Source organism: Streptomyces sp. NPDC053079 (genome assembly GCF_044546695.1).
Classification (GTDB): Bacteria; Actinomycetota; Actinomycetes; order Streptomycetales; family Streptomycetaceae; genus Streptomyces.
Window position 1 is genome coordinate 23,518 of the sequence record NZ_JBITZJ010000012.1, and the last position, 21,609, is coordinate 45,126.

The window sequence follows — 21,609 nt, forward strand, 5'->3', positions numbered from 1 at the left end:
AGGAGAATCTGGTCTTTGTTTACCCGCTCACCTTAGGTTACATGAATCTCACATTATTTTTTCTTCTATCAAGAACCTGTTTTTAATTAGTTCTATTCTTAAAAACAGGTTCTTATAAATCTTTATACGAATCCTTTATTACAAGTCGTCAAAAAAATCCAGCTTTTAAGACTTAGGAGCATTTAATAGCTCTTCATGAAGCTTTACTTTTTCCAAACGAGGTGATGTTACGTCTTTTCTCTTAGAAACTATGCGATAACTAAAGCGTATAGTATTACTCCCATTTTGCTGCTCTCGAACTTCAAAACTTGTCAGTGATTTATGACTAATATATAATCCATTCGAATCGCCCTCAGGCGTTAAAAAGACATGATAATGACCATTCTGAATAAGTGGTACAAAATCCTGATCAAGATGAATCGTAGCTTCTCCTTTCACCAATTCTCCTGTTCCAAAGTCTTCGAACCAGCTTTCAGGACTTTCCATACAGTACAGTGTACGATGTGAGCCATCTGGATGTGGAACTAATGCCGATTTCGTACCCGTTGCAGCAAATTTCCCATTGCAAAAAACCCCATATCCAAATCCAAAACTAGCTTCTCCATATATACCAATTCCCATTATCGCAGAACCCTTTACTCCTATAGCTGGGGAATCATGTCCTATAGCACGCATCGATCCATTTGCCTTACCCAATACACCTATACCACCAAATCCAGAAACACCAGTATCTCCAGTACCCTGTACTCCTATACCACCTGCTGTACCTTCGACTCCTATACCTTTAGTACTACCACCACCTTTACCTTTGACTCCAATTCCGTCTACTTGATCTCCACTTCCTCCAATTTCCCCAAAAATTCCTACTTCTCCACCAAGTCCATATACTCCCGTCGGTCCGCCAGCACCCCATAAGCCAGTTTCTCCTACACCCTGAACTCCAATTTGTTTACCTGCACCCTGAACTCCTACAAAAGTTTCACTCTCACCCTTAACCCCAATGTTACCGCTAGCGTAAACTCCCATGGATTCTCCATTCCCAGCAACCCCTATGTCACCATTACCAACAACACCGGCATTAAGGGTCATTGAATTCGGACTTGCCCCTACACTATTTCCAACAACACCGCTTGGACCATTACCAACAACTCCTGCAAGAGGCGTATTACCATTGGTGTCAGTAGTATTTCCAACAACACCAATTTCACCATTACCAACAACACCAGTTTTACCATCACCAACCACGCCAGTCCCAATATAGGTTGAGCCTCGAATTCCATTAACACCACGCTCTAAATACACAGGACACATAACGTGTAAAACGTTGTCACCCTCGAATTCCTGTCTTGGTGGCCAATTACCACCACCAATGAGACGTAGCTCTTCATTAATTCCAAAATCCATATTAAATACCTCCTAAAATACGTTTTCTACCCTCTAACTTAAGCAAATATATTCCTGCATATAGTACCCTCTTTCTTGATTTATATTAAAATCAATCATTCCACTCATTAACCGATTAAGCACCTTATTCATTAATGCTTATAAAGGCTCGCTCCACATTCAATTGCTTCAATCCTGTTATAATATAAAATAGGCTTATAAAATTAAATTGATTGGAGAGGGTGCAGGCATTCTATTACCTAATAGCATCTTAATGGCAAGTGATACAAGGGCACAAATCGAAAACACAGATGACGTTAATAATGAATACCGACGTAAAATCACAATGGTTACACCTACAAATATTTTAGGTATATCCGGATTTGAATCTACGTTTTACGCTTCACAAATTTTAAGACGGACTTTGTATAATAAAGACAATAAATTTACAATATATGATAAACGTGATTGTATTTTAGATTTATATAAACATGTTAATCTTCTTCATCTTGCCAGACGGGACATTCCAGAGCCAGTAGGCCATATTCTTATAGGTGAGCTCGACTGTATACAGAATAAATACACCTTACTATCTAACCTTGCAGAAGATTGTTTTGAAGAGTTCACCGTACATAACGAGGTTAGAAATGTTGTGTTAATTGGTGCTAACACTGCAGTAAGAGAGTCTGTCAGACCCAAAATTCAAAACATTTTAGATATTATAAACGAACAAACACTAAATCATCCTAACTTACACGAATATATTGCAGAAGAATGTCAGAAAATTTTTAGAGAGCAAGCGGTCCATTATAACGGTATTAACGACAAACTTTATTGTGTGCACTTATCCACTTTGGAAAGTAAACTTTCTTCTGCGTTTTACTTTTTAGAAAGTGATGGTACTTTGTATAACATTGAGCCTCAACAAGATGGTGCAGAAATAATATTCACAAAGTGATCAACTACTTCACTCCCTTCTTCACTAAAAACCGTCTTGCGTTAACCGTAAGCTGGTAGTAATAAACATGCTTATCATCTTTCGTGACTTGCTCCAGTAGTCCTAACTGAGAGAGTTGTCCCAGCCACGTATCAAACTGCGTAGCTGGGATTTCTCCTCCTACCTGGTGCATCGCTCGTAAAATTGCTTCCGAACCTTTCACTCAATACCTCGTGATTTTACGATTTCCAGTGCTTGTTGCTCCGTAAAACCTTCTGAAACGAGTGCGTCAAAACGTGCTTTAATCAATTTAGACATTTCACGCTGCATTCGTATTTGTATCGGCAATGCCTTTACGAAATTGTCCAAAATCATTTCCAGTTCGATATTTGTATATTGCTTATTCGGTTCGCTCATCTTATCGCCCCTTCAAATGTGATTCGAGTTCCGTTAAAACTTGGTCGACTCCCTCAGGACTCAGTACGAGTTTCCCACCAGCTAATTCGATATTTTGGTCAGAAACTTCACCTGTAATTTGGCAAGAACCATTAGCATTATATTTTTTTAGAATAATAGATTCACCATCTACAAAAATCTCCATTGGATCTTTTTCCTGAATACCTAATGTACGACGTAATTCCATTGGAACTACAATTCGTCCTAATGGATCAATGTTACGAATGATACCTGTTGATTTCATTTCTCTCCAGCTCCTTTTTCTTACTTTTTAATTGTTTCTATCACATTCGCTAAACCAAAGAATATTACGCAGATAAACCAAGTTGTCCAAATCGGATATTCGTATATAAGTTCCATCCAATCAGTCCTAATCCTTATTAATCAGAATCACTGCTGGACCCTCAACCGTAACACCAGCTACTTCAATTTTCTCATGAGGGCTTACTTGTACTTTTGTAACACCTTCACGTGTTTCCAGCTCTTCACTGATGACTTTTGTAGGTACATTCTTCATATTCATTCTCCTTCCAAAATAACACTGTATTCATTATTAGCTACGTAAAAATTACCGAATGAATCACGTTCAGGGAATCCTTTTTTAGTTGCATGTTCTATCCTTTTTTGTGCTACATTTATGGCATTTTGTGAATTTGTACTCCTTGTATTCATATTGATTCCCGCGATTCCCACACATACAGCACTCGTAACGTGTACGGTATTTCGGTTTCCCCTCATCGTCATACTTAATACCTGTTCTCCAATAAATTGGATCCGCCTCTTCTTTTTTCACTGAATCTGGTGTACAAGGTCTAACCTTTTGCTTAGTAATCTTAACAACGTCTTCCATAGGGAACGAGATACGATTTACGTCTACGATTGGTAGTTTACGATTTCGATTTTTCACGGTATCTTTAACAGCATCACGAATTTTCTCAGGCGTAACTGCCTGTAAATCAATAGTTTTGTGAACCTCGGCTTGCGCCATTGCAGTTCCTAATGCTGACACGTCCACTTTTGGTTCATGTCGATTAATAGTTTCTACAAGTTCAGCTGCTGTATTGATAAATAATAGATTATCCTCTTTCTCCACTTTCTTTTCAGAAGATGTAAGCACTAGATATTCATACCCTACAAAGCTGGAAGTACCGCCACGGATGTTATTTTCAATAAAATCGAAAAAGACTGTAGTTAACGCATCGACATTAGCTTCTTTATTTAAACGGTCGAACCCATATTCATACAGCATCGCGTGAATCGCTTCATGGAGTACGTTTTTCATTTTTCCTTCATGCTTTGTTACGTTATCCGAAACCTTGATATGTTGTTCTTGATACGTTACTTCAGCAATTCTTACTTCGCCATTTTCCCTTTCATCAATCCAGCCGTTCACCACTTCTACATCGTACGGAACACTACCAATCATCAATTGTTTCGGTATACTCATATAACATTGTCCTCCTTTAGTTTGGTAAATCATTTTCAATCTCCATTTGCAATTTATCTCGTAGCCACTTAAACTCTAATTCTTTTTTATCGATTTTTTCCTGGTTCGCCTCAAATTGCTTCTTCGTATAACATTTATTGAATTCTCGGTGCAATTTCGAAATTTCTTTCTGCAGCTGTCTCATTTCACGATTCGAATAATAACTTACAAATTCCGTTTTACAGCCTGGACAGATAAAGTAATGCTTGTCCACACGGTTCGGTAATCGTGCTGTGAGCATCTGGACACGAAACACGCGCTCACATGCCTCACATTTCGCTTTTACGGGTTTCATAGTATTAAATACTCCTTTCTTTCAAAGGACTATTGTATTAAGTTTTATAACCACTTTTTAAAATCAAAATCATTTCATATTCAACACATACTATGCATCTATTAAATAAGAATGGATTTTTTTGGAGGTGAACATATGTCTAAAGAAGAATGGAATTCACCTGAGATTTTATACGGTGCAGCACTGGATCCAAATTCCATTGGTCCTACATTTTCACCGATTCCTTCCGCACAAATACTTACTGGGCCCACCGGACCTACTGGTGCTACCGGACCTCAAGGTAACACGGGCGCTCAAGGACCTACTGGGTTGCAAGGATCCTCTGGATTACAAGGACCAGCAGGTATTCAAGGACCTACCGGGCTGCAAGGACCTACCGGGCTGCAAGGACCTACCGGGCTGCAAGGACCTACCGGGCTGCAAGGACCTACCGGGCTGCAAGGACCTACCGGGCTGCAAGGACCAGCGGGTATTCAAGGGCCTACTGGCGCTACTGGAACTCAAGGTAATACGGGTGCTCTAGGACCTACTGGATTGCAAGGACCCTCTGGTGTTCAAGGATCTACTGGACCTACCGGATTACAAGGAATTACTGGCCCCACTGGGCCTACCGGAAATCAAACATCAGAACCTTGTTTCCAAGACATTGAAACCACACTCCAGCATTGTATAGGGCGTATGGTTTCCCTACTGCTCTCCGGTTGCTGCGATCCTATCCAAGGTCAAGTTTTGAATGTAGGTAATGGAAGCATTCGTTTTAGTTCTGAAAATGGAACACGTGTTATTGCTATATGTAATATCGCTTCAATTACTTCCATTTTTCTTGCTTATATTACAAATTTAAATGACAATACAGTATCCATTATTAACACCGCTACTAATACTATCACTGGAACTCCTATACCTGTCGGAAATAACCCTATTTCCATAGCGATTACACCTGATGGTACTCGGGCTTATGTTGCGAATCGTGGAGACGGTACAGTATCCGTTATTAACACCGCTACTAATACTATCACTGGAACTCCTATACCTGTCGAAGGTGGCCCTTCTAGCATAGCGATTACACCTGATGGTACTCGGGCTTATGTTGCAAATCGAAGCAGCGATACGGTATCCGTTATCGACACTTCTACTAACACTATCATTGGGGCTCCTATATCTGTCGGAACTGAACCTTTTGCTATAGCCATTACACCTGATGGTACTCGGGCTTATGTTGCAAATTTTCTTGGCAAAACAGTATCCGTTATCGACACTTCTACTAACACTACCATTGGAGCTCCCATATTTCTCGGATTTAACCCTTTGGGTATAGCCATTACACCTAATGGTGGTTTTGCTTATGTTCCAAGTTCAGGAGGCAATACAGTATTCGTTATCGACACTTCTACTAACACTATCATTGGAGCTCCTATATCTGTCGGAAATGACCCTTTTGCTATAGCCTTTACACCTAATGGTAGTTTTGCTTATATTACAAATTCAAGTGACAATACAGTATCTGTTATCAACACTTCTACTAACACTGTCATTGGAGCTCCTATATCTGTCGGAAATGACCCTTTGGGTATAGCCATTACACCTGTTGGTACCCGAGCTTATGTTACAAATTCAAATGACAATACAGTATCCGTTATCAACACTTCTACTAACATTATCATTGGAGCTCCTATATCTGTCGGAAATGTGCCTTTTGGTATAGCGATTACACCTGATTTCATTTGAATGTATTTATAAACCCCTTAAAATTAATGCTTTATTATCCATAATACATTTATCTAAAAGGTTCTTTTCTAATTGATGAATTGAACCTTTTTAAATCCCCACCCCCCCATCTCTCATTCTTTCTAATAAAATTCAAATTTGGTCTTTATCAAAAACTTCAATATCATGTAAAACCTACGTAAAGATTACGGTGATTCAACCTATACACCCGATAAACGTTATATAATGAACTTGCAAACACCCGATTTGCACAATACTTGCTTTCCATGCGACTTATGCTTGAGTGCTAGGAGAAATCATCCTAGCCTTTTTTTATGTTTTCAAACTAAAATCTCTTTAGGTGGTATAGGGACCTTTCCTTTAAACCGATATCCCATTCTTTCCATCTTCCCTCGAACACCTAGCGCACTTTTCCCTAACCTTTCTGCAATCACATCTATACTGTAGCCACGGTCATACAAGTCCACAATTTTTTTCACTTCTTCCTGTGTATATTTTGTATGGTTCCCTATACGTACAGGTCTAGCTTTAATTTTCAATTCCATTAATCTACGTTTCACAGAACCCTCGGTACGTTGTAAGCGTGCTGCGATTTCTGGATAAGTATAGCAGTATGCATTTACTAAGCTTTTAAGCAACAAATCATCGTCTTCGCTCCATGGTTTCCCGCGTTTCTTTTTGGCCACTAAATCCGCATTACGTTTCTCTGTCATCCAATCGGGTTCGGGGCCAAAAATTCCTGGTTCAATTCTAGAAAAATCCACTACATGTTTATGTGTTTTTAACCACTTCCACAAATCACGGTAATACACAACTTTTACTTTTTGTTCTGTTGAAAACAACTTAAGCTTTATAGGGAAACCGAAGCGATTGCTCCAGCCTTTAATACAGTTATAATCGACACCTATAACCTCAGAAAGCTGCACAATAGTAATACCATCAAAATGCAATCGAGCATCACCTAAACCTATACGTTGCGCTTTTAATTTGACAGCATCAACCGACCGTCCAAACTTTTTAGCCATATGCTTGATGCTGTACATTCCCCAATATTGTTCCAAATACGCCAATTCTTCTGTCTTCCATAACGTGTATCTTGCCACCATTTCGCCTCCCTTTTAGTACCCAGATGCCTGACGATCATGATTGATTTTATTCTTTTCGATATACGCGTTGTGGATTTCAGTAGCCGAAAATCCAAGTGCTGCACCTAAGTATGCTAAGTCATTCATCAACGTCATATAGTGTGCTGCAGTCCACAATTTGTTTTCATATAAATCGTTAAATACATCGATAATTTCTGCTTTCGAGTGCCCTTTGTCTGTACGTACTACAAACACATCGATATATTTGTTCCATTCACGTTCTAATCCAATCGATAATGCAAAGTGGAGTGCGTCTACAAATTCCTCTAACAACGGATTGTAGTACTCCTTATCCTCTTCCATCATTTGACCCTCATTACGTACAGCTTTCGTAATCGGTTTATCATTTTCGCTCCAGAACTTATGACCACGCCACACATGAAGTAACTCGCTTAATTCATCACGAAATGATAATTTCTTTTCTTGAAACAATGGCACGTTTTGTAAACCATGTTTTTGCACAACTTTGTTATCAAGGTTTTTTTGAAGCTGGAATAAATGGACGATGTTCATTATTTTTCCCTCCTATCTAATAACATTTTTTAATAATTTGATATACCCGTCCAAATTCTGATAATCTATATGGCTATGTTTAAAATTCTCAAAGAAGAATTCGTTACTTGTATCAAACTTTGCGTTATACAGGGTTTTTGTTGTATCCATGTAATGTACAATCGCGTAAATCTTACCGTCGAAACGGTCTTTATACATTTTTTTAAACGTCACTGAGTTTTCTACATCAAGACGTTGTATCTCTTTCTTTATTTCCTGTAACGCGTTTAGTACACCCGTTAAAAGTTGATTGTAAACTTTATCATTTTGTAAACCACAATGGTCACATCGCATGGTTCCACTCCTTATCCATGTATCTTTTACTAACTACTTCTACAGCCTCGCTCTTATAGCAATTGTGCTCTTCCATGTAGTAATACACTTCTTTCCAGAACTCGTTGTCCTTTACTACAGACATATCAATCGCTCCTTTCTTATCCAACTACTACGAGGCTTACAATTACCGCCACAACCATATAAGAAACTACTAATGCAAGGAATTTCTTTCGTAGATTTTTAACTTTTAAACGTAACTTTGTATTCTCTTTCGTAACACGCTCAACAAAGTTTTCATTTATACGTACACGAGACTTGTACAAATCAACTTCTAACTGCAAATCACGATTTTCTTGCATCACATCTTTTAACTGTTGCTCCGAATTGTTCAAATGAATTACCGCCTTTCGTGGTTCACCTTTTGCTACTGTTCTTTTTTGTTTCATCATTTCACGTTTTAATCTTTCCATCTTCCGATCACTTTTTCGATTCTCGTACCCCTTTCCTTGTTGTCTACCACCCACAATTACACTCCCTTTCTCTTAGTTTTATTTTCTTAAATGTTCTAAAAATAGTTCATTGAAATTCTCGTTTTCTAGTTCTTCCAAGCGCTTCTGTACACGCTCTAACCGAACTGAACCTAGTCCCAATACTTCTTTTACTGCTCGTAAGGCTAATGTCTGTCCATCTTTATAAGATAAAAGGGAGACTTGCTGTACTTCTCCGCGATGAAAGCTTTGTCTCTCCCTTGTCTTCTTTCGTTCACGTTCACTCGCGCGGCGCTGTTGACGATTTAAATTCTCGTCCATCGTTTTCCCTCCATTTTTTAAAACAACTTTTGAATAACGATTCTGCGTATGGATCCTGTGGTACTGGATCTACTACTCCAGTCTTTTTATCTTTTCTTAATGAACTTACTACCCAAACCATGTTGTACGGTTCTCCAGCAATGCTACCTACAATTCTCGCTGGCTTTACACGTGGTAATGCCGTTGCATGACGCTTTGAAAACATCGATTTACGTGGTCCCTCTCCTCTTCCCACATGCTATTCCTCCCTTTGTTTAAGCCAGGACTCAACGCTCATTTTCTCGCCCCATCGATACCCTACGCTTCCTTCTGCTTCAATCGGAACTGGAAATCCTGGTACTGGAGGTTGCTCCATAACTTGTTTAATTTGTTTTTCTACTGCCGCTACAATTTCCGGGTCATCATCTATCTCAAAAATAATCTCATCGTGAATTTGTGCGATCATATCAGCACTACCATGAGCAAGTACCCCTTCTTGTTTACCGATAGATTCGTAAATTTCATTTTGTACTTTCTTCATAATGTCCGCTGCACTACCTTGTACCGGTGTATTCGCTGCTTGTCTTTCAGCTGAGCCACGGTCCCTTCTATTTGCACTGTTAATGCCAGGTAGTAATCTCATATATCCATAGATTGTTTGTACGTATCCTTGCTCACGTGCTTCTAATACAATTTTGCGTTGATATTCCGGTATACGTTTGTAGGCTGTTTTAACGGCATTTACAATCTGTGCACATTCGTCTAACGTTTTACGAATCAAGTACTTTGTTTTAAATGTGAACTGTAAAGCGTGTTCTGTACCTCCATATGAAATACCGAAGTTGCCCGCTTTGGCATCTGTACGTTCTTTCTTTACAATTTCATCTTCAGGTTTCCCAGTCATTACAGATGCTGTTCTACGGTGCATATCCCCGCCTGTATTGAATAACTCCGTCATGACTTCGTCGCCTGATTTCCATGCCATTAAGCGAAGCTCGAAACCTGAGAAGTCAATGAAGAACAATATCTTTCCTGGTTTAGGTACAAAGAAATTCCTTATCTTAAATTCGTCATTATCAGGTCTTGGTACGTTTTGTCCATTCGGATTAAAACTATTCAAACGTCCTGTTTCCGTAAATGGGCTGTACCCTGCATGAATCCGTCCGCTCATAAAATTCAAGTACTTTTCACGACCTACGATGTGTGAAGAAAGTAGTGTCGTGTATTTTTGTATTTTCTTCAGCTGATCGATAACTTCCAGTGCTTGTTCTTTATAGGGGTGCGACTCACGTTTCGCTATACGAATTGCTCCGCGCTCTAACTTGTCTAATGTAGGATCCGTTTCCGGATTAATACTTTCCCAATTTTCAGGTAATGGAATGCTGAGGTACTTTTCCTCATCGATGTCATTCAGCTTGTTCTCGAGCATAAATGCCATATCGATAAGTGCCTCTTGATCAAGACTTGCACCCGTTTTTCCGTACTTAGCCACCGGTATTTTTAAGTAATCAAACATTAAACTTTTTACTTCGTTCGTCTTACCTGACTTCCCAGTGTTTATGTCCACGTTGAACGTTTCTTTTGCGATTTGTTTAATACGTTCAGCAGCTTGTTCCTGCATAATTTCAGCTTCTTGCTTCTTTTGAGTTGCAAGGTTTGGATCCCAATTCATTCCCCAGTACTCCATAAGACCGATAACACGTGTAAATGGCATTTCAATTTTATGCAGCCATTCCTCGTATCGCGGAATCTGGGACGCAATTTGAGACCAGTATTCGTAGTGCTGCACAGCGTAATCCGCATCTTCAGCCGAATACAGTAAACCTTCACCTTTACTTGCGTCAATCTCATCAAAGAAATCAACCTTGTACTTCTTTAAAAGAGCTGTAAAGTCGTTCATTGTTACACCAAATAAGTGTTTTGTAGCAGGTTTTAATCCCCATCCACTTGTAGGCTTTTTCGGATTATTAATCTTTTGAGGCGCCACAATTTGTAAGCATCGCACCCACATAATCAGTGGATCTGCTACTTTTCCTAAAATGTACTTACCGTACTTTGCCGCGTATTTCGTTTCAAAAGATAAATTAACCGCGATTTTTAATACATTTTCATTTTTGAATAAGTACTCATCAAGTAAATCTAGTACAACTTTTCTAGCTTCATCCCTATCCATACTTGGTTCGAATACTTGGCCAACTTTATGTGAGATGGGAACAACGCGAGATTCATGAGCTGCTGCTGATAATGACACCGTACAAATTTCACCTTTCCACGGATCAAGCGGTGTTTTTAAATACGCTTTTTCTAGACTCTCTCTTCGTTTTTCCGCTACTTCCTCATCGATAATACCTGTAGCACATGCTTCTTCTATATCTTCAAATGCCTTTTTATAATGAGCTCTAATTTCTTCACTTGCTGCGGTCTCCCAGTCGAATCCCACTTTACCTGTTTGCATACAACGCTCTAAGTATTCCTTTAAATCTGAGACTGTAAGAATAGCTTGATAGTCTTTCACTTGCTGCGGTTCTACTTTTGGCCAAACAATATCGAATTGTCCCGGCTTCTTCTTTTTCTCCATTTCTACTGCTAGTTTTGATTCTTTTACCGGTACCTGTTTTTTACTACTAGCTAACGTTTTCGGTCTTCCGAATAAACTTCCGAGTTTCATATTTTCACTTCCAGTCATATTTATAATGCTTGTCCATATAATTAGTAGTACTCATCTTGTATATGATCAAAGAGACCTTTCTTCATGCAGTACGAAATGTATGCATTAAAGCGTGGTGTTTTTCGATAGCCGCCACTTGTTAAAAGGATCATCCTCATTTTCGCTAATTGATTTACGATTGCTTTCGCTTCTTCTTTATCGATGGAAAGCATGGCTTCCACATCACCAAGTCGCAAGTACTTCTGCTGAGCGAATAGCTTGATAAATTCATAGAATTTCATTTCACCTGTTAACGTATCGATTTTTTTAAGGTCTGCTGTAAACTTCTGATATCTTTCTTCAGTCATTTCTTCCTCTTTTATTGCTAAACGAGCATAGTAATTTAAGCCGCAACCTGGAGCGTTGTATAACGCTTTTAAATACTCCCCAATAAATTCAACGTGTCCTGGCCAAACTTGAATTCTTTCCCCTGATTCATCAACTGAATGTGTAAGAGCTGCAAGTGCTACTGCTAACCGCGCCACTTTATTCCGTTGATCTGAAGGAGAAACAAGCGGTATGTCATTTGCATTCCCGTATACTTTTGCAAGGTCTGTCGCAACTTCCAGCACTTTGTCAATCGTACCGTCTGTAAACAGCACGTCCTCCGGCTTACGTGACCAAGCGTATAAGATATTATTTTTCAATGTATCTTTCTGAATAATTGACGGATACGTAGCAAGTGTTTGGTTGTACAATTCAGGATCCACGTCACTCGCTCTCATAAAGACTGCAAAGTCAAAGCGGCGTATATCTTCGTTATTGAAAATATCTTTTAAGCTTTCAGCACCTTGAGAGTAATCAGCAAGTCGTTTCCCTTTCGGTACGTTCCCTGACATGATGGCACGTACACGGCAAGGTGTTTCAGCTGTTACAGCTCGTTTTACTTCTAACTTCCCGTCAGAGCGAGCAAGTGTCATTTCACCATAATCATCTTTCGTAATACCTGTATCCTCATCAATCCAAATCATTTCTTTATCAGCGAGTGGCCATGCACCCCAAACGATGTACCATGCACCTTGAGCACCTGATTGTTCCATCTTGTACGTTAGACCTGTACGAGAAGTACTTTCCGCATTCACTCGTGTTCCAAGTCCTGCATATTTCATTACCTTTTCAATGAGCGCCGACTTACCAGTACCTGTATCACCTACTATTTTTAATTCCACCCAACCACGTAACGGGTTCAAATCCCACGGTACTTTAAAACGTAAAACACTATGAAGTGTTAGCAATACTGCAAGCAATGTTTCATCACGTTCTACGATGTGTGTTACGTTGTACGTTAAATCGTTACAAATTGCTCCTAATTTCTGTTCAATCGATTCTGCTGTATAATCTGCCGGCTGAAATGTTGCTAAATCCTCTTTTACTTGTTCATTCAGCTCAAAGCTTTCAACCACATCTTGAAGCGGTGTCGCACTCTTAACAAGTAATGTGGACTCCTGATTCTTTGGATGCGGGTATACATAACCAGTTAATTCGTAGTACTTGTTCTCACTTACGTTTAATCCATTTACGGCGTACACTTTTCGTAGTACATAATTCCCTTTATGCTGCTCTTGTTTTTCGTCGTCTTCTTCAGCCATCGGGATGACAAGTAATTCTTCCACGTTCATATTTTCTAAAATGTCGGTATTATATTTCGGGCAATTTGGAATGCCTGATATTTCTCGTAAAATACCTTTGATGTTATCGTCACCTACACCAGTCATTTGAATGACTTCACGATCACTTACGCCCAGGTCTTTGTATCCTGTATGCGTATGGATGTCATATAGAGGACAATGTACTTTTTTACAACTTTCTCTGCCCCAGCAATGGTACTCAATGTTTTTCGGAATGATGTAAGGCGTATGTTTTTTACCTGCAACCATGACACGAGTTTTTACAAGCTTTCCAGTGAGATCTGCATTACCTGTCTCTGCTAAATGGAGTAGCTTCGCATTTTCCTCTTCCTCAGCATTTCTCTTAATGCAGTGACACATATCGCCGGCACATGCTACACGTTCATAATCTTTGCTACCTGGTTTCTTTTCACCGTGTAATGAGCGGATAAACGCACAACCAAATTTGTATGTATTATCACCGCTGTATACCGCATCAACCACACTTCGCGTATTTGCCACACGTTGTTGTTTACCATATTCATTACTTTCAGAAGTGAATTTTAGTACCCATTCTTCCAGCTCTTTCATTGTTTCTTCTCGTGTGTAACCCGCGTCTTTGAAATAGCATGCGAGCTGTACTGTTGCTTGGTTTCGGTCACCGTCTTTTTTCCATCCACCATTTAAAATATCGACTACACATGCTGGTGGTTTGTCTTTCTTGAATTGGAATTCCTCTTTCGAATATTTACGAGCACTTGTTGCTGCAGCTTGCTCATATTCTTCTGTCTTATTTATTAATAAGTACCCTGTACGGGGTCTATATTTCATTGCCTTTTTACGTTCTTCTGCCGTATAAGGTAAATCATCAGGATGTCTTGGCGATTTTGCTAAATCTTTTATTTCTTCCAGCGTTAATTTATTTAATTCATTTACACTAATTTCTGTTTTAAAAAGATTCGTTTTTTGATGCATACTGTTCGGCAAACGAATCATCCGTTTTTCTGTATACACCACAAGATCTAGTGACGTGAGACCTAATCGATGGACTAAGTACCCAGCCATATGTTTGAAGATTTTATGAAGGTCGTTTCTCGGTTCAATACCGAGCGCATCGGAGCTTATTAAGATGTGGAATCCTTTTGATCCAGAAAAGTAAATCCACATATCCGATTCACGAATGTCCATTTCTTTTGTAAAAAACTCCACCAGTTTTACCGCATCTTTTTGGCTGACTGATGGATCTTCCGCATGGTCAAGGTCAAAATATAGGGGAGCAATAAATGCCTCCCCCTTTACTTTTGTGTCGTTCGCAAATCGTTGAACTGTAGCAAAGCAATTGAAATTGAATGCCTCTCCCGTTTGGAATTGCTTCACTTCAGAAGATGGAATTCGTTTCCACGGAATGCTTCTACCGTTCTGATTGCTGTACCATGCGTCTACATATTGATACTCACTTGTTTTATCTTTCTTTTTTGCCATTTGTAGACGCCCTCCTTATTTATTCTGAAGCTTTTTCTGCTTGTTCTGTTTCTTCTACGTTAATTCCGTAATCTTCCGGTTTAAATACACCTACCGGCTGGAAGTCGATACCAATCCATTGTTGACTCGCATTTGTACGACTCTTACGTTCTGTTGTTACTAAACGCGTAACAATTTTATTGACACCTAATTTAGATGGAACACCAAGAGCTTTATATTTACCTGTATATACACTCATCGCAAAACGACCAAAGATGATAGTGTCTGTTGGACTGAAGCTCATTAAGTAGATACGCGGGAAATCGTCCGGGCTTAACGTTGATACAGGTACTACAGATGCCATATAGCGAAGCTGAATATCATCTAATTCATAACGTTCCTCAGCCTGTGGATTTTCAGCTAACCATTGATTGAATACCACTTCCGCTTCTTCTTTTGTTTTTTCCGCTACGATCAACTGACCATCTTCAGGCGAATCTTGTTTACCCCATACAGACCAACGTTGCTCACCGTATCCGATTACTACATCGATATTGTCACCGTACATTACATTTTCATCATCTTTTTCTACGAAGTTACCTTTCTTGTTAACTGTTAACCACTCGCCCATACGAACGAAATCCATGTCAAGACCGTTATTCGCCTCAACGAATCCTTGCTTTGTTTCTTCTAAAATAGCTGAAATATAATTGCTTCCACTATTTGTTTTTGCCACCGCGTTATTTTGTACCACTACTTCATTTTGATTTGTATCTTGTGTCATTATTTTTTCCTCCTGCGCCCTTGTAGGCCATGTTTTTTCCAAGCTTTTCGTTTTGCTTGGCTTTTCTTTTTTCGATAGGTTACTTTTCTGTTATACGAACTCTTGTAATCTTTCGAATCATATTCGGGAATTTCGACCAACATCGGTATTCCTCGTTGAAGATATAAACTTTTACCGGATCCTCTTGCAAATATCCTTATTACTTTTCTCACTATTTTTGCCCTGCGTCTTTCAAACCCACTTACTTCACCTCTTTCGCTGAAGCAATTAGTTCCGTGATTTCATAAAGTGCACCTACAAATTCGAACTTTTCCATCGTTATCACCCCTTTCACCAAGGCATATCATTTAAGAAACTAGCTACTGTATCGCGCTCTGTTTTCGGCTTTCTCGGTACAGTTAATCCGATGCGACTGTATACTTTCCTGCGACTGTGATATTGGTCCTTAAACACTCCAACGTTGTAGTCAACGTAATCGAACCAGTGCGCTTCTTTATTTGGATTGTTCCGATCAGGACGCATAATACGTCCAATTTCTTGCTCTACCGATGAACCACTATTACTCTCACGAGAGTCACCGCGTTTCGGCATTACCATGTGACCAACTGCTAAATGCTGCATGTCCAGTCCTTCACGTGCTAACTGAGTAGCAAATAAAATGTCTACTTCTTTTCGGTCACAAGCTTCTAAAATGTCTTTACGTTGTTGTTTAGTAACCTGCCATTCACGAATTTCTTTTTCTGAATACTGGGCAACCTTTACTTGCCAACCATATTTACCTTGCTTTTTATCTACTGCATGACCACTATCGATAAGCTGCTGTGCATGGTTTTCATTTTTCGCTTTTCTCCAGGTGTAACGACTGATTCCGCCGTGCACTACAGCTGTTCTTACATCGATACCGAACTTCTTTTTAGCCATTTGTTTTACAAGTTCCTCGAGTACAAAACAGTAACGAACGGATTCTGTAATAACGATAGATGGTCCTAAACTAGCAGAATCAACGATGTTCTCAGCAACTAACTTCGCTCGTTTCTTATCTGAAATAAGGTGACGGATTAAATCTGTATAATCGAGATCTTCTCCACCCGCATCCACACTATCAATCTCGTTACGGTTACTTGCCGTTTCGTAATTAAACTCTGTATATACGAATTTCACTGTCGGTTTTATTAATCTTCCAGCCTCGTACATTCCATCTCTGCTAATCTCGTACACTTTTGGACCTACACCGTTGTACATATATATTTCCAATCCATCTTTTCGAGAAGGTGTTGCTGTGAGACCAATCATATTCTCAGCTGTTAATTTTCCAGCTGTTTCAATGAATTGTATCGCGGGAAAATGATGGGCTTCATCTACTACTACCGTCCCGATAAAATCGTTTAGAGCATCGATTAAATGCGGGTTTCTCTGTAAGGTTTGCACTGTAGCAACGATTAGTTTACCGTCTCCCCAATCATGTACACCGTCACCGAAAAAGCCGATACGACCGATACCAGGTATTGTAGCCTTAGCTCGATTTGAAGATTGATACATCAAGTCCTTTGTGTGTGTAAGCCATAATGCGGCTTTCCCTTTTTCATAAATGTAGCGCATACCCATAACTGTTTTACCTGACCCTGCCGGCGCTACACCTATTCCGTTTTCTTTCATAAGCACTTGTACCATTGGTGTCTGGTCTTCTTTTAAAACAAAGTCAGTATTCCATTCTCCAAAACTCACGTCACGTCCGCATGAAACCTGTGACGTAATCACTTTACTTGGGTCGTACCCTAAGTTTTTCAACACTTCTTCCAGCTTTGACAAGAAACCGCGAGGCGTAACAATATCACCTCTGTCATATACAAATAACTCAAGCTTTGCCTGTACACCCCATGTAGGTCTACGCTGTTTTTTCGCCTTCGCATACGCTGGATTATCAAATGTCAGTTCCTTAGTAATCGCTGCCTTAAGAGGTGTACTAGCGCCTCTTATTCGGATGTTGTGTTTTACAAAGATTTGTAGCAAGTAAGCACCCCCGATAAATCATAAGAAGGTTCGCGGTATGTAAGTCTTGGAAGTGGTACACAGGGAACCGTCTGATTTTGAAACTCTTCAAGTTTTATATGGTTCACATTTCGTTTTTTCATATGAATAAGAGCTGTAAGGAGTCTAAAGGCATATGCTTCATCAAGTCCTTTACTCTCATTTAGAAAACTGATAAACACTAAGCCTAAATTTCTATCAATAACTTGATCAAAGTCTCGTAATCCGAGAATCTGATTCGGTCTCATATAATCTAGTGAAAATCTACTACTCTCTGTACGCTTCATCTCAGCTAATATATTTACTTCCGGTGTTAGTACAATCTCGTCACCTGGACGAGTTGCACCTGCACCATCTGCTATTCTCATACGCCATACACTCGGGGTTTCTCTCCAGCTCCTTCTAATTTCAGCTTGGAAATCATCCCCACGTTGCTGACGTTCGCGTTGTTTATTTCTCAGTGCCGTTTGTTTTGGATCCATTGGTACCTCCTACGCCAAAAACTTCAATAGATTTGCTTGTACATAAGTCTTTGCTTTTACAAGATCAGCCGACTCTTTCGCCGTTTCCCAAGCATCTTTTGTTTGATAAATTTTAATATCAATTGCTGAGAGTTCTTGCTCTACTTCTGTAAGTTGTTGACGCTCTTCTTTGCTATAGTGCTGACGATACGCATCACGTAATGTATCATTCGTGAGAGCTACTTTTTGATCATTCACATAAGCGTATTGGTTACGTCCCTCACCTTGAATTTGCATAAATGCCTCTGCTTCTTTTAGCTCTACTGCAGTTTTCAGCTTCACTTTTTGCTTAATTAGATCTGCTTTTTTCCCATAAGCTTCTTCACGTGCTTTACCTTTTTCAAGAACATCCTGTACTGCAGCATCAATTTGTTGTAAGGATGCTTGTAATTCAAGTGGATCTAATACTCGAACATAGTCAGTCGGTACTTTCTTACCTAAAATCTTTGTTGCCGCTGCAAGTAGCTTTTCTTCCCCATGCTCCTCTTGTAAACTACGAATTTCATTATTTAATTCAGTCATTTTCTAGTCCCACCTCACATTGAATTTTTGGTAGTTCTACTACTAACTTTTTAAGCGTCACGTGCTCTTTAACAATTGACTCAATTGTTATGTTCATCGTTTCTACTCGATCATGTTCCTCTTTGTTGTAACCAGCTACACTTATCATCAGCGGTGAAAACTCTACTACTACAGCATTCCAATTATGTTTATTATTACTATAGTTAGGGCGTCCAAACGGGTTACCACTTGTGACCTGTACCGCCGTACCTTCTCCTAGTTCGTTCTCATCAAACTGCGGTTTGTTTACAATCATGCTCGTAATCCCTCCTTCGCTTCTGCGATTTTCGTAAGAGCTATTTCGACCACGTCAGAATTAATACTCTCTGTTTTAGCGATACTCTCAACAATCGTATTAATATCAACCAGCACATCTTCTCCTGTTTCTGTTTGAATTAAGGAAGCAAATTCTTCCATTGCATACGCTCGTTTCTTTTCAGCTTCAATCCGACTACGGTCAAGTACTTCATCACCGGGCTTTGCACTTTGAAGTGGTATACGTTCTAAATCAAAAACACCTGGTGACTTCACATCGATAAGAAGTACTTGTATCGGTCTATTAATCTCAGCTTCTGAAGCTGATAAACGTGTGATACTACCGATATTCGCAAACACTTTACCATCCGACCGGTTATAAATACCGAATCCTGTATGGTCATGGCCGCACAAAACCAGATCCGCCTCCGTTTTTACATCCTGTACTTTTGTGTACCGGTCAAAAGGTGGATCATGATCAAGTAACATCCCGTGTGATACGTGTATTTTGGTTGAATCATAATCTTCAATAATTTCTGGTGAATAACCGTATCCAGCTTTATCGATTTGATCACTGTACGGTGTAAATGTTAACTGTACGTGGTTCCCATCCTGATGAAACATTTGAGCTCGTCCAGGATCATTAATGACTGTAAGTTGCGGAACAATTAACTCAAGTACTCTAAGGCTTGTCCGTTCATACGTTACAAGATTATATCCGTAAATATCATGATTACCAGCTGTTGTATAAATTGGAACTGGACTCTCTTTCAGTACCCTTGCGAACTCTAGTAACACACTTGTCGTAACCTCAGGCCTATCAAACGTATCCCCAGGTTGAATAAGTGCTGTCACACCTTTGTATTTAGCTAAAGCAAAAATCTCACGTAATTTTGCAATTAATGCCTCTTTGTAGTTATCCTTACGGTTACGAGGGTTCGTACCTCGTATATGTGGATCACCGAAATATAGAAACCTCATACTCTCACCTCTGCTTTTTCGTGTTCTTCGTAACGTTGTATCTAAGGTAATACCGCCATCAACAATATGGCGCATTAGTGAGGGGTGCTGGATTGTTTTTCTCTGATAACTTCCTTTGTAACTTCACCTGTTTTGAGATCTATTGATACATCGTCTTCTTCTTTGATACCTAAAGCATTTTGAATTTCTATACAAGCCGCATCATGTCGGTCAAAAATTGGTTTTAATAGCTCCTCAGTTTGTTTTATATACTTTTCACGAATAGGAGCAATTTCAGCTTTATATTCAGCTTGTAGTTGTTTTTTAATAGCTTTCTCTGCCTCATCTGTGACTTGCAATTCCTTTAACTGATCTTCTGTTGCTTTCCCTATAACTTCCTCAGTAATTTTTAAACCTGCAGCATTCGCTAACGCACCTTTTAACGCATTTTTAATTTCGCATTTCATACACATATCCAAATCTCCCTTTCTATAAAGCAGTTACTATGCTTTTTCCTTGTTTTTGAGTCACACCAATTGCTACGTCAGCTATCTCAGCTAAATGAGTACTGTGCGTAACTAAAATGATTTGACGTTTAAATTTCGTGCTGTATTCCTTCAAAAAGTACGCCACATTCGGTGCGTATTCTTGACTCACGTGCTTTCCAACTTCATCTAGGAATAATGGTCCTCTTACACCACTAATCTCTCCTACAGCCAATCTGAGCGCTAAACTAACTACGTCCGCTACACCACCGCCTCGGTCATAATCAGGTGGCTTTAATTGCGTTCGTACATCTTCAGACTGGAGCCAGTATTCCGCTACCGGTTGATTACCTTTTACTGCAATTTCAATTTCGAATCTGTAGTCTTTATCGAATACAACTGTAAGAGCTGACGTAACAATTTCTTCTATACGACGTTTTGCTTGCTGCCTTGCATAATCACTTGTTTTTTGTAGAAGAATTTGTACTAAATCAAACTCTCCAAGTTGCTCCTCAGCTTTTGTTTTTCTTGCTTCTGCGCTTTTTTGTTGCTTAACTAACAAATCACGTTGACCGATTTTCATTTTCAGTTTATCGTTTGCCTGACGAATATCCGCTCTTGCTTTTAGAAGCTCATACATAAAAATAGCCTCCTTAAACCTGCGGGATGAGTCGTTCTACATGCTCCAGGTTTTCTTTAACTGATGTATCAAGCTTATTGATTTCTTCCTGGATTGTTTCAGGCGTTACCCCATACTGCGCCATTTGTTCAGCGATTTCCGTTAATTGCTTTTCAGCTGAAGACTTTTCCGCCTCTGCTTGGATTTTTGCTGTTTCTGCTTTCTTTAAATTTGCTTTAGCAATTTCAATACGTTGTTTTAATTCCATTACTCATTTCCCCCTTCAAGTTGTTTTGATAGTAAATTTTGTAGTTCTGATTCAAGAAACTTCTTTTGATCTCTTAAACAAGCCAACACAGTTGGTCGGATAGCAAAATCAATACTCTTTTCTCCTATACTTTCTGATTCACTTACTTGTAAATTCTCATTAAATTTTTTATGAAATAGTGAGACTTTTAAAATATTAGATGTATCTTCAAAAGCTTCAATAATTTCATTGACTTCCATTAACGAATTATTCAGCCTCTCAGCTGTTTGTAAAAAGTCACTAACTTTATCTGTATCAATCACCACGA

General features: G+C 39.3%; 23 protein-coding genes. 2 read left to right on the forward strand and 21 right to left on the reverse strand.

All coding sequences use genetic code 11. From position 1 onward, the window contains the following. Positions 1–165 precede the first annotated feature (165 nt). Positions 166–1,404, reverse strand: coding sequence for a hypothetical protein (locus tag ACIGXW_RS33365; RefSeq protein ID WP_377921420.1), 1,239 nt, complete (start codon positions 1,402–1,404; stop codon positions 166–168). Between the two features lie 208 nt (positions 1,405–1,612). Between ACIGXW_RS33365 and ACIGXW_RS33370 the strand changes: the two genes are divergently transcribed. Next, entirely contained in the window at positions 1,613–2,341 is a 729-nt protein-coding gene (locus ACIGXW_RS33370) for a hypothetical protein (protein WP_392665803.1), read from the forward strand. A gap of 198 nt (positions 2,342–2,539) precedes the next feature. Here the strand turns inward: ACIGXW_RS33370 and ACIGXW_RS33375 are convergent, their stop codons facing one another. The 4 genes from ACIGXW_RS33375 to ACIGXW_RS33390 form a co-directional block, all read right to left on the reverse strand. Then, entirely contained in the window at positions 2,540–2,737 is a 198-nt protein-coding gene (locus ACIGXW_RS33375; protein ID WP_377921423.1) for a hypothetical protein, read from the reverse strand. Position 2,738: 1 nt separating this feature from the next. Beyond that, positions 2,739–3,020: an AbrB/MazE/SpoVT family DNA-binding domain-containing protein gene (locus tag ACIGXW_RS33380; RefSeq protein ID WP_377921424.1), complete on the reverse strand. Its 282-nt coding sequence runs from the start codon at positions 3,018–3,020 to the stop codon at positions 2,739–2,741. Between the two features lie 126 nt (positions 3,021–3,146). Next, positions 3,147–3,293, reverse strand: a complete 147-nt coding sequence (locus ACIGXW_RS33385) for a BC1881 family protein (protein ID WP_399576635.1) — start codon at positions 3,291–3,293, stop codon at positions 3,147–3,149. An 84-nt stretch (positions 3,294–3,377) separates the two neighbouring features. Beyond that, positions 3,378–4,223 (reverse strand): hypothetical protein, encoded by an 846-nt coding sequence (locus ACIGXW_RS33390; RefSeq protein WP_399576636.1) that lies wholly within the window; start codon positions 4,221–4,223, stop codon positions 3,378–3,380. 445 nt (positions 4,224–4,668) lie between these two features. Here ACIGXW_RS33390 and ACIGXW_RS33395 point away from each other — a divergent pair, with 445 nt between their 5' ends. Next, on the forward strand, positions 4,669–6,285 hold the full coding sequence (locus tag ACIGXW_RS33395; protein ID WP_399576637.1) for a beta-propeller fold lactonase family protein: 1,617 nt from the start codon (positions 4,669–4,671) through the stop codon (positions 6,283–6,285). A 320-nt stretch (positions 6,286–6,605) separates the two neighbouring features. Here ACIGXW_RS33395 and ACIGXW_RS33400 read toward each other — a convergent pair whose 3' ends face one another. From ACIGXW_RS33400 to ACIGXW_RS33475, 16 genes are all read right to left on the reverse strand, one after another. After that, positions 6,606–7,391 carry a hypothetical protein gene (locus ACIGXW_RS33400; protein WP_377921426.1) on the reverse strand — a complete coding sequence of 262 codons (786 nt, stop codon included), beginning with the start codon at positions 7,389–7,391 and terminating at the stop codon, positions 6,606–6,608. Positions 7,392–7,403: 12 nt separating this feature from the next. Then, positions 7,404–7,943, reverse strand: a complete 540-nt coding sequence (locus tag ACIGXW_RS33405) for a dUTP diphosphatase (RefSeq protein WP_377921427.1) — start codon at positions 7,941–7,943, stop codon at positions 7,404–7,406. A gap of 473 nt (positions 7,944–8,416) precedes the next feature. Next, the gene (locus ACIGXW_RS33410; protein ID WP_377921429.1) at positions 8,417–8,782 is read right to left on the reverse strand and encodes a hypothetical protein; all 366 of its coding nucleotides are present in this window, start codon (positions 8,780–8,782) and stop codon (positions 8,417–8,419) included. 24 nt (positions 8,783–8,806) lie between these two features. Beyond that, complete coding sequence (locus tag ACIGXW_RS33415) at positions 8,807–9,067, reverse strand: hypothetical protein (RefSeq protein WP_377921430.1); 261 nt, start codon at positions 9,065–9,067, stop codon at positions 8,807–8,809. 238 nt (positions 9,068–9,305) lie between these two features. Then, positions 9,306–11,732: a bifunctional 3'-5' exonuclease/DNA polymerase gene (locus ACIGXW_RS33420; protein WP_377921432.1), complete on the reverse strand. Its 2,427-nt coding sequence runs from the start codon at positions 11,730–11,732 to the stop codon at positions 9,306–9,308. A 23-nt stretch (positions 11,733–11,755) separates the two neighbouring features. After that, the gene (locus ACIGXW_RS33425; RefSeq protein ID WP_377921433.1) at positions 11,756–14,842 is read right to left on the reverse strand and encodes a DNA primase small subunit domain-containing protein; all 3,087 of its coding nucleotides are present in this window, start codon (positions 14,840–14,842) and stop codon (positions 11,756–11,758) included. Between the two features lie 19 nt (positions 14,843–14,861). Next, the gene (locus ACIGXW_RS33430; protein ID WP_377921434.1) at positions 14,862–15,605 is read right to left on the reverse strand and encodes a hypothetical protein; all 744 of its coding nucleotides are present in this window, start codon (positions 15,603–15,605) and stop codon (positions 14,862–14,864) included. A 330-nt stretch (positions 15,606–15,935) separates the two neighbouring features. After that, positions 15,936–17,615: a DEAD/DEAH box helicase gene (locus ACIGXW_RS33435; RefSeq protein ID WP_377921435.1), complete on the reverse strand. Its 1,680-nt coding sequence runs from the start codon at positions 17,613–17,615 to the stop codon at positions 15,936–15,938. Then, positions 17,597–18,115 (reverse strand): hypothetical protein, encoded by a 519-nt coding sequence (locus tag ACIGXW_RS33440; RefSeq protein WP_377921436.1) that lies wholly within the window; start codon positions 18,113–18,115, stop codon positions 17,597–17,599. The genes ACIGXW_RS33435 and ACIGXW_RS33440 overlap by 19 nt, the downstream gene beginning before the upstream one ends. 9 nt (positions 18,116–18,124) lie before the next feature. Further along, positions 18,125–18,676 (reverse strand): hypothetical protein, encoded by a 552-nt coding sequence (locus ACIGXW_RS33445; RefSeq protein WP_377921437.1) that lies wholly within the window; start codon positions 18,674–18,676, stop codon positions 18,125–18,127. Then, on the reverse strand, positions 18,669–18,971 hold the full coding sequence (locus ACIGXW_RS33450) for a hypothetical protein (protein ID WP_217613564.1): 303 nt from the start codon (positions 18,969–18,971) through the stop codon (positions 18,669–18,671). Before ACIGXW_RS33450 ends, ACIGXW_RS33445 begins: the two co-directional genes overlap by 8 nt. Then, entirely contained in the window at positions 18,968–20,026 is a 1,059-nt protein-coding gene (locus ACIGXW_RS33455) for an exonuclease SbcCD subunit D (protein ID WP_377921439.1), read from the reverse strand. The genes ACIGXW_RS33450 and ACIGXW_RS33455 overlap by 4 nt, the downstream gene beginning before the upstream one ends. Further along, complete coding sequence (locus ACIGXW_RS33460; RefSeq protein ID WP_399576638.1) at positions 20,026–20,397, reverse strand: hypothetical protein; 372 nt, start codon at positions 20,395–20,397, stop codon at positions 20,026–20,028. Before ACIGXW_RS33460 ends, ACIGXW_RS33455 begins: the two co-directional genes overlap by 1 nt. A 22-nt stretch (positions 20,398–20,419) precedes the next feature. After that, positions 20,420–21,055, reverse strand: coding sequence for a chromosome partitioning protein ParA (locus ACIGXW_RS33465; protein ID WP_377921442.1), 636 nt, complete (start codon positions 21,053–21,055; stop codon positions 20,420–20,422). A 13-nt stretch (positions 21,056–21,068) separates the two neighbouring features. Then, on the reverse strand, positions 21,069–21,302 hold the full coding sequence (locus ACIGXW_RS33470) for a hypothetical protein (RefSeq protein ID WP_000421150.1): 234 nt from the start codon (positions 21,300–21,302) through the stop codon (positions 21,069–21,071). Then, positions 21,302–21,607: a hypothetical protein gene (locus tag ACIGXW_RS33475; protein ID WP_399576639.1), complete on the reverse strand. Its 306-nt coding sequence runs from the start codon at positions 21,605–21,607 to the stop codon at positions 21,302–21,304. Before ACIGXW_RS33475 ends, ACIGXW_RS33470 begins: the two co-directional genes overlap by 1 nt. Positions 21,608–21,609: the final 2 nt, after the last annotated feature.

Bases quoted from the DNA above. Each gene is read 5' to 3' on its own strand.
- ACIGXW_RS33365 (WP_377921420.1), bottom strand. From the start codon at position 1,404: ATGGATTTTGGAATTAATGAAGAGCTACGTCTCATTGGTGGTGGTAAT.
- ACIGXW_RS33375 (WP_377921423.1), bottom strand. From the start codon at position 2,737: ATGAGCGAACCGAATAAGCAATATACAAATATCGAACTGGAAATGATT.
- ACIGXW_RS33380 (WP_377921424.1), bottom strand. From the start codon at position 3,020: ATGAAATCAACAGGTATCATTCGTAACATTGATCCATTAGGACGAATT.
- ACIGXW_RS33385 (WP_399576635.1), bottom strand. From the start codon at position 3,293: ATGAAGAATGTACCTACAAAAGTCATCAGTGAAGAGCTGGAAACACGT.
- ACIGXW_RS33390 (WP_399576636.1), bottom strand. From the start codon at position 4,223: ATGAGTATACCGAAACAATTGATGATTGGTAGTGTTCCGTACGATGTA.
- ACIGXW_RS33395 (WP_399576637.1), top strand. From the start codon at position 4,669: ATGGATTTTTTTGGAGGTGAACATATGTCTAAAGAAGAATGGAATTCA.
- ACIGXW_RS33400 (WP_377921426.1), bottom strand. From the start codon at position 7,391: ATGGTGGCAAGATACACGTTATGGAAGACAGAAGAATTGGCGTATTTG.
- ACIGXW_RS33405 (WP_377921427.1), bottom strand. From the start codon at position 7,943: ATGAACATCGTCCATTTATTCCAGCTTCAAAAAAACCTTGATAACAAA.
- ACIGXW_RS33415 (WP_377921430.1), bottom strand. From the start codon at position 9,067: ATGGACGAGAATTTAAATCGTCAACAGCGCCGCGCGAGTGAACGTGAA.
- ACIGXW_RS33420 (WP_377921432.1), bottom strand. From the start codon at position 11,732: ATGACTGGAAGTGAAAATATGAAACTCGGAAGTTTATTCGGAAGACCG.
- ACIGXW_RS33425 (WP_377921433.1), bottom strand. From the start codon at position 14,842: ATGGCAAAAAAGAAAGATAAAACAAGTGAGTATCAATATGTAGACGCA.
- ACIGXW_RS33430 (WP_377921434.1), bottom strand. From the start codon at position 15,605: ATGACACAAGATACAAATCAAAATGAAGTAGTGGTACAAAATAACGCG.
- ACIGXW_RS33440 (WP_377921436.1), bottom strand. From the start codon at position 18,115: ATGGATCCAAAACAAACGGCACTGAGAAATAAACAACGCGAACGTCAG.
- ACIGXW_RS33445 (WP_377921437.1), bottom strand. From the start codon at position 18,676: ATGACTGAATTAAATAATGAAATTCGTAGTTTACAAGAGGAGCATGGG.
- ACIGXW_RS33450 (WP_217613564.1), bottom strand. From the start codon at position 18,971: ATGATTGTAAACAAACCGCAGTTTGATGAGAACGAACTAGGAGAAGGT.
- ACIGXW_RS33455 (WP_377921439.1), bottom strand. From the start codon at position 20,026: ATGCGCCATATTGTTGATGGCGGTATTACCTTAGATACAACGTTACGA.
- ACIGXW_RS33460 (WP_399576638.1), bottom strand. From the start codon at position 20,397: ATGAAATGCGAAATTAAAAATGCGTTAAAAGGTGCGTTAGCGAATGCT.
- ACIGXW_RS33465 (WP_377921442.1), bottom strand. From the start codon at position 21,055: ATGTATGAGCTTCTAAAAGCAAGAGCGGATATTCGTCAGGCAAACGAT.
- ACIGXW_RS33470 (WP_000421150.1), bottom strand. From the start codon at position 21,302: ATGGAATTAAAACAACGTATTGAAATTGCTAAAGCAAATTTAAAGAAA.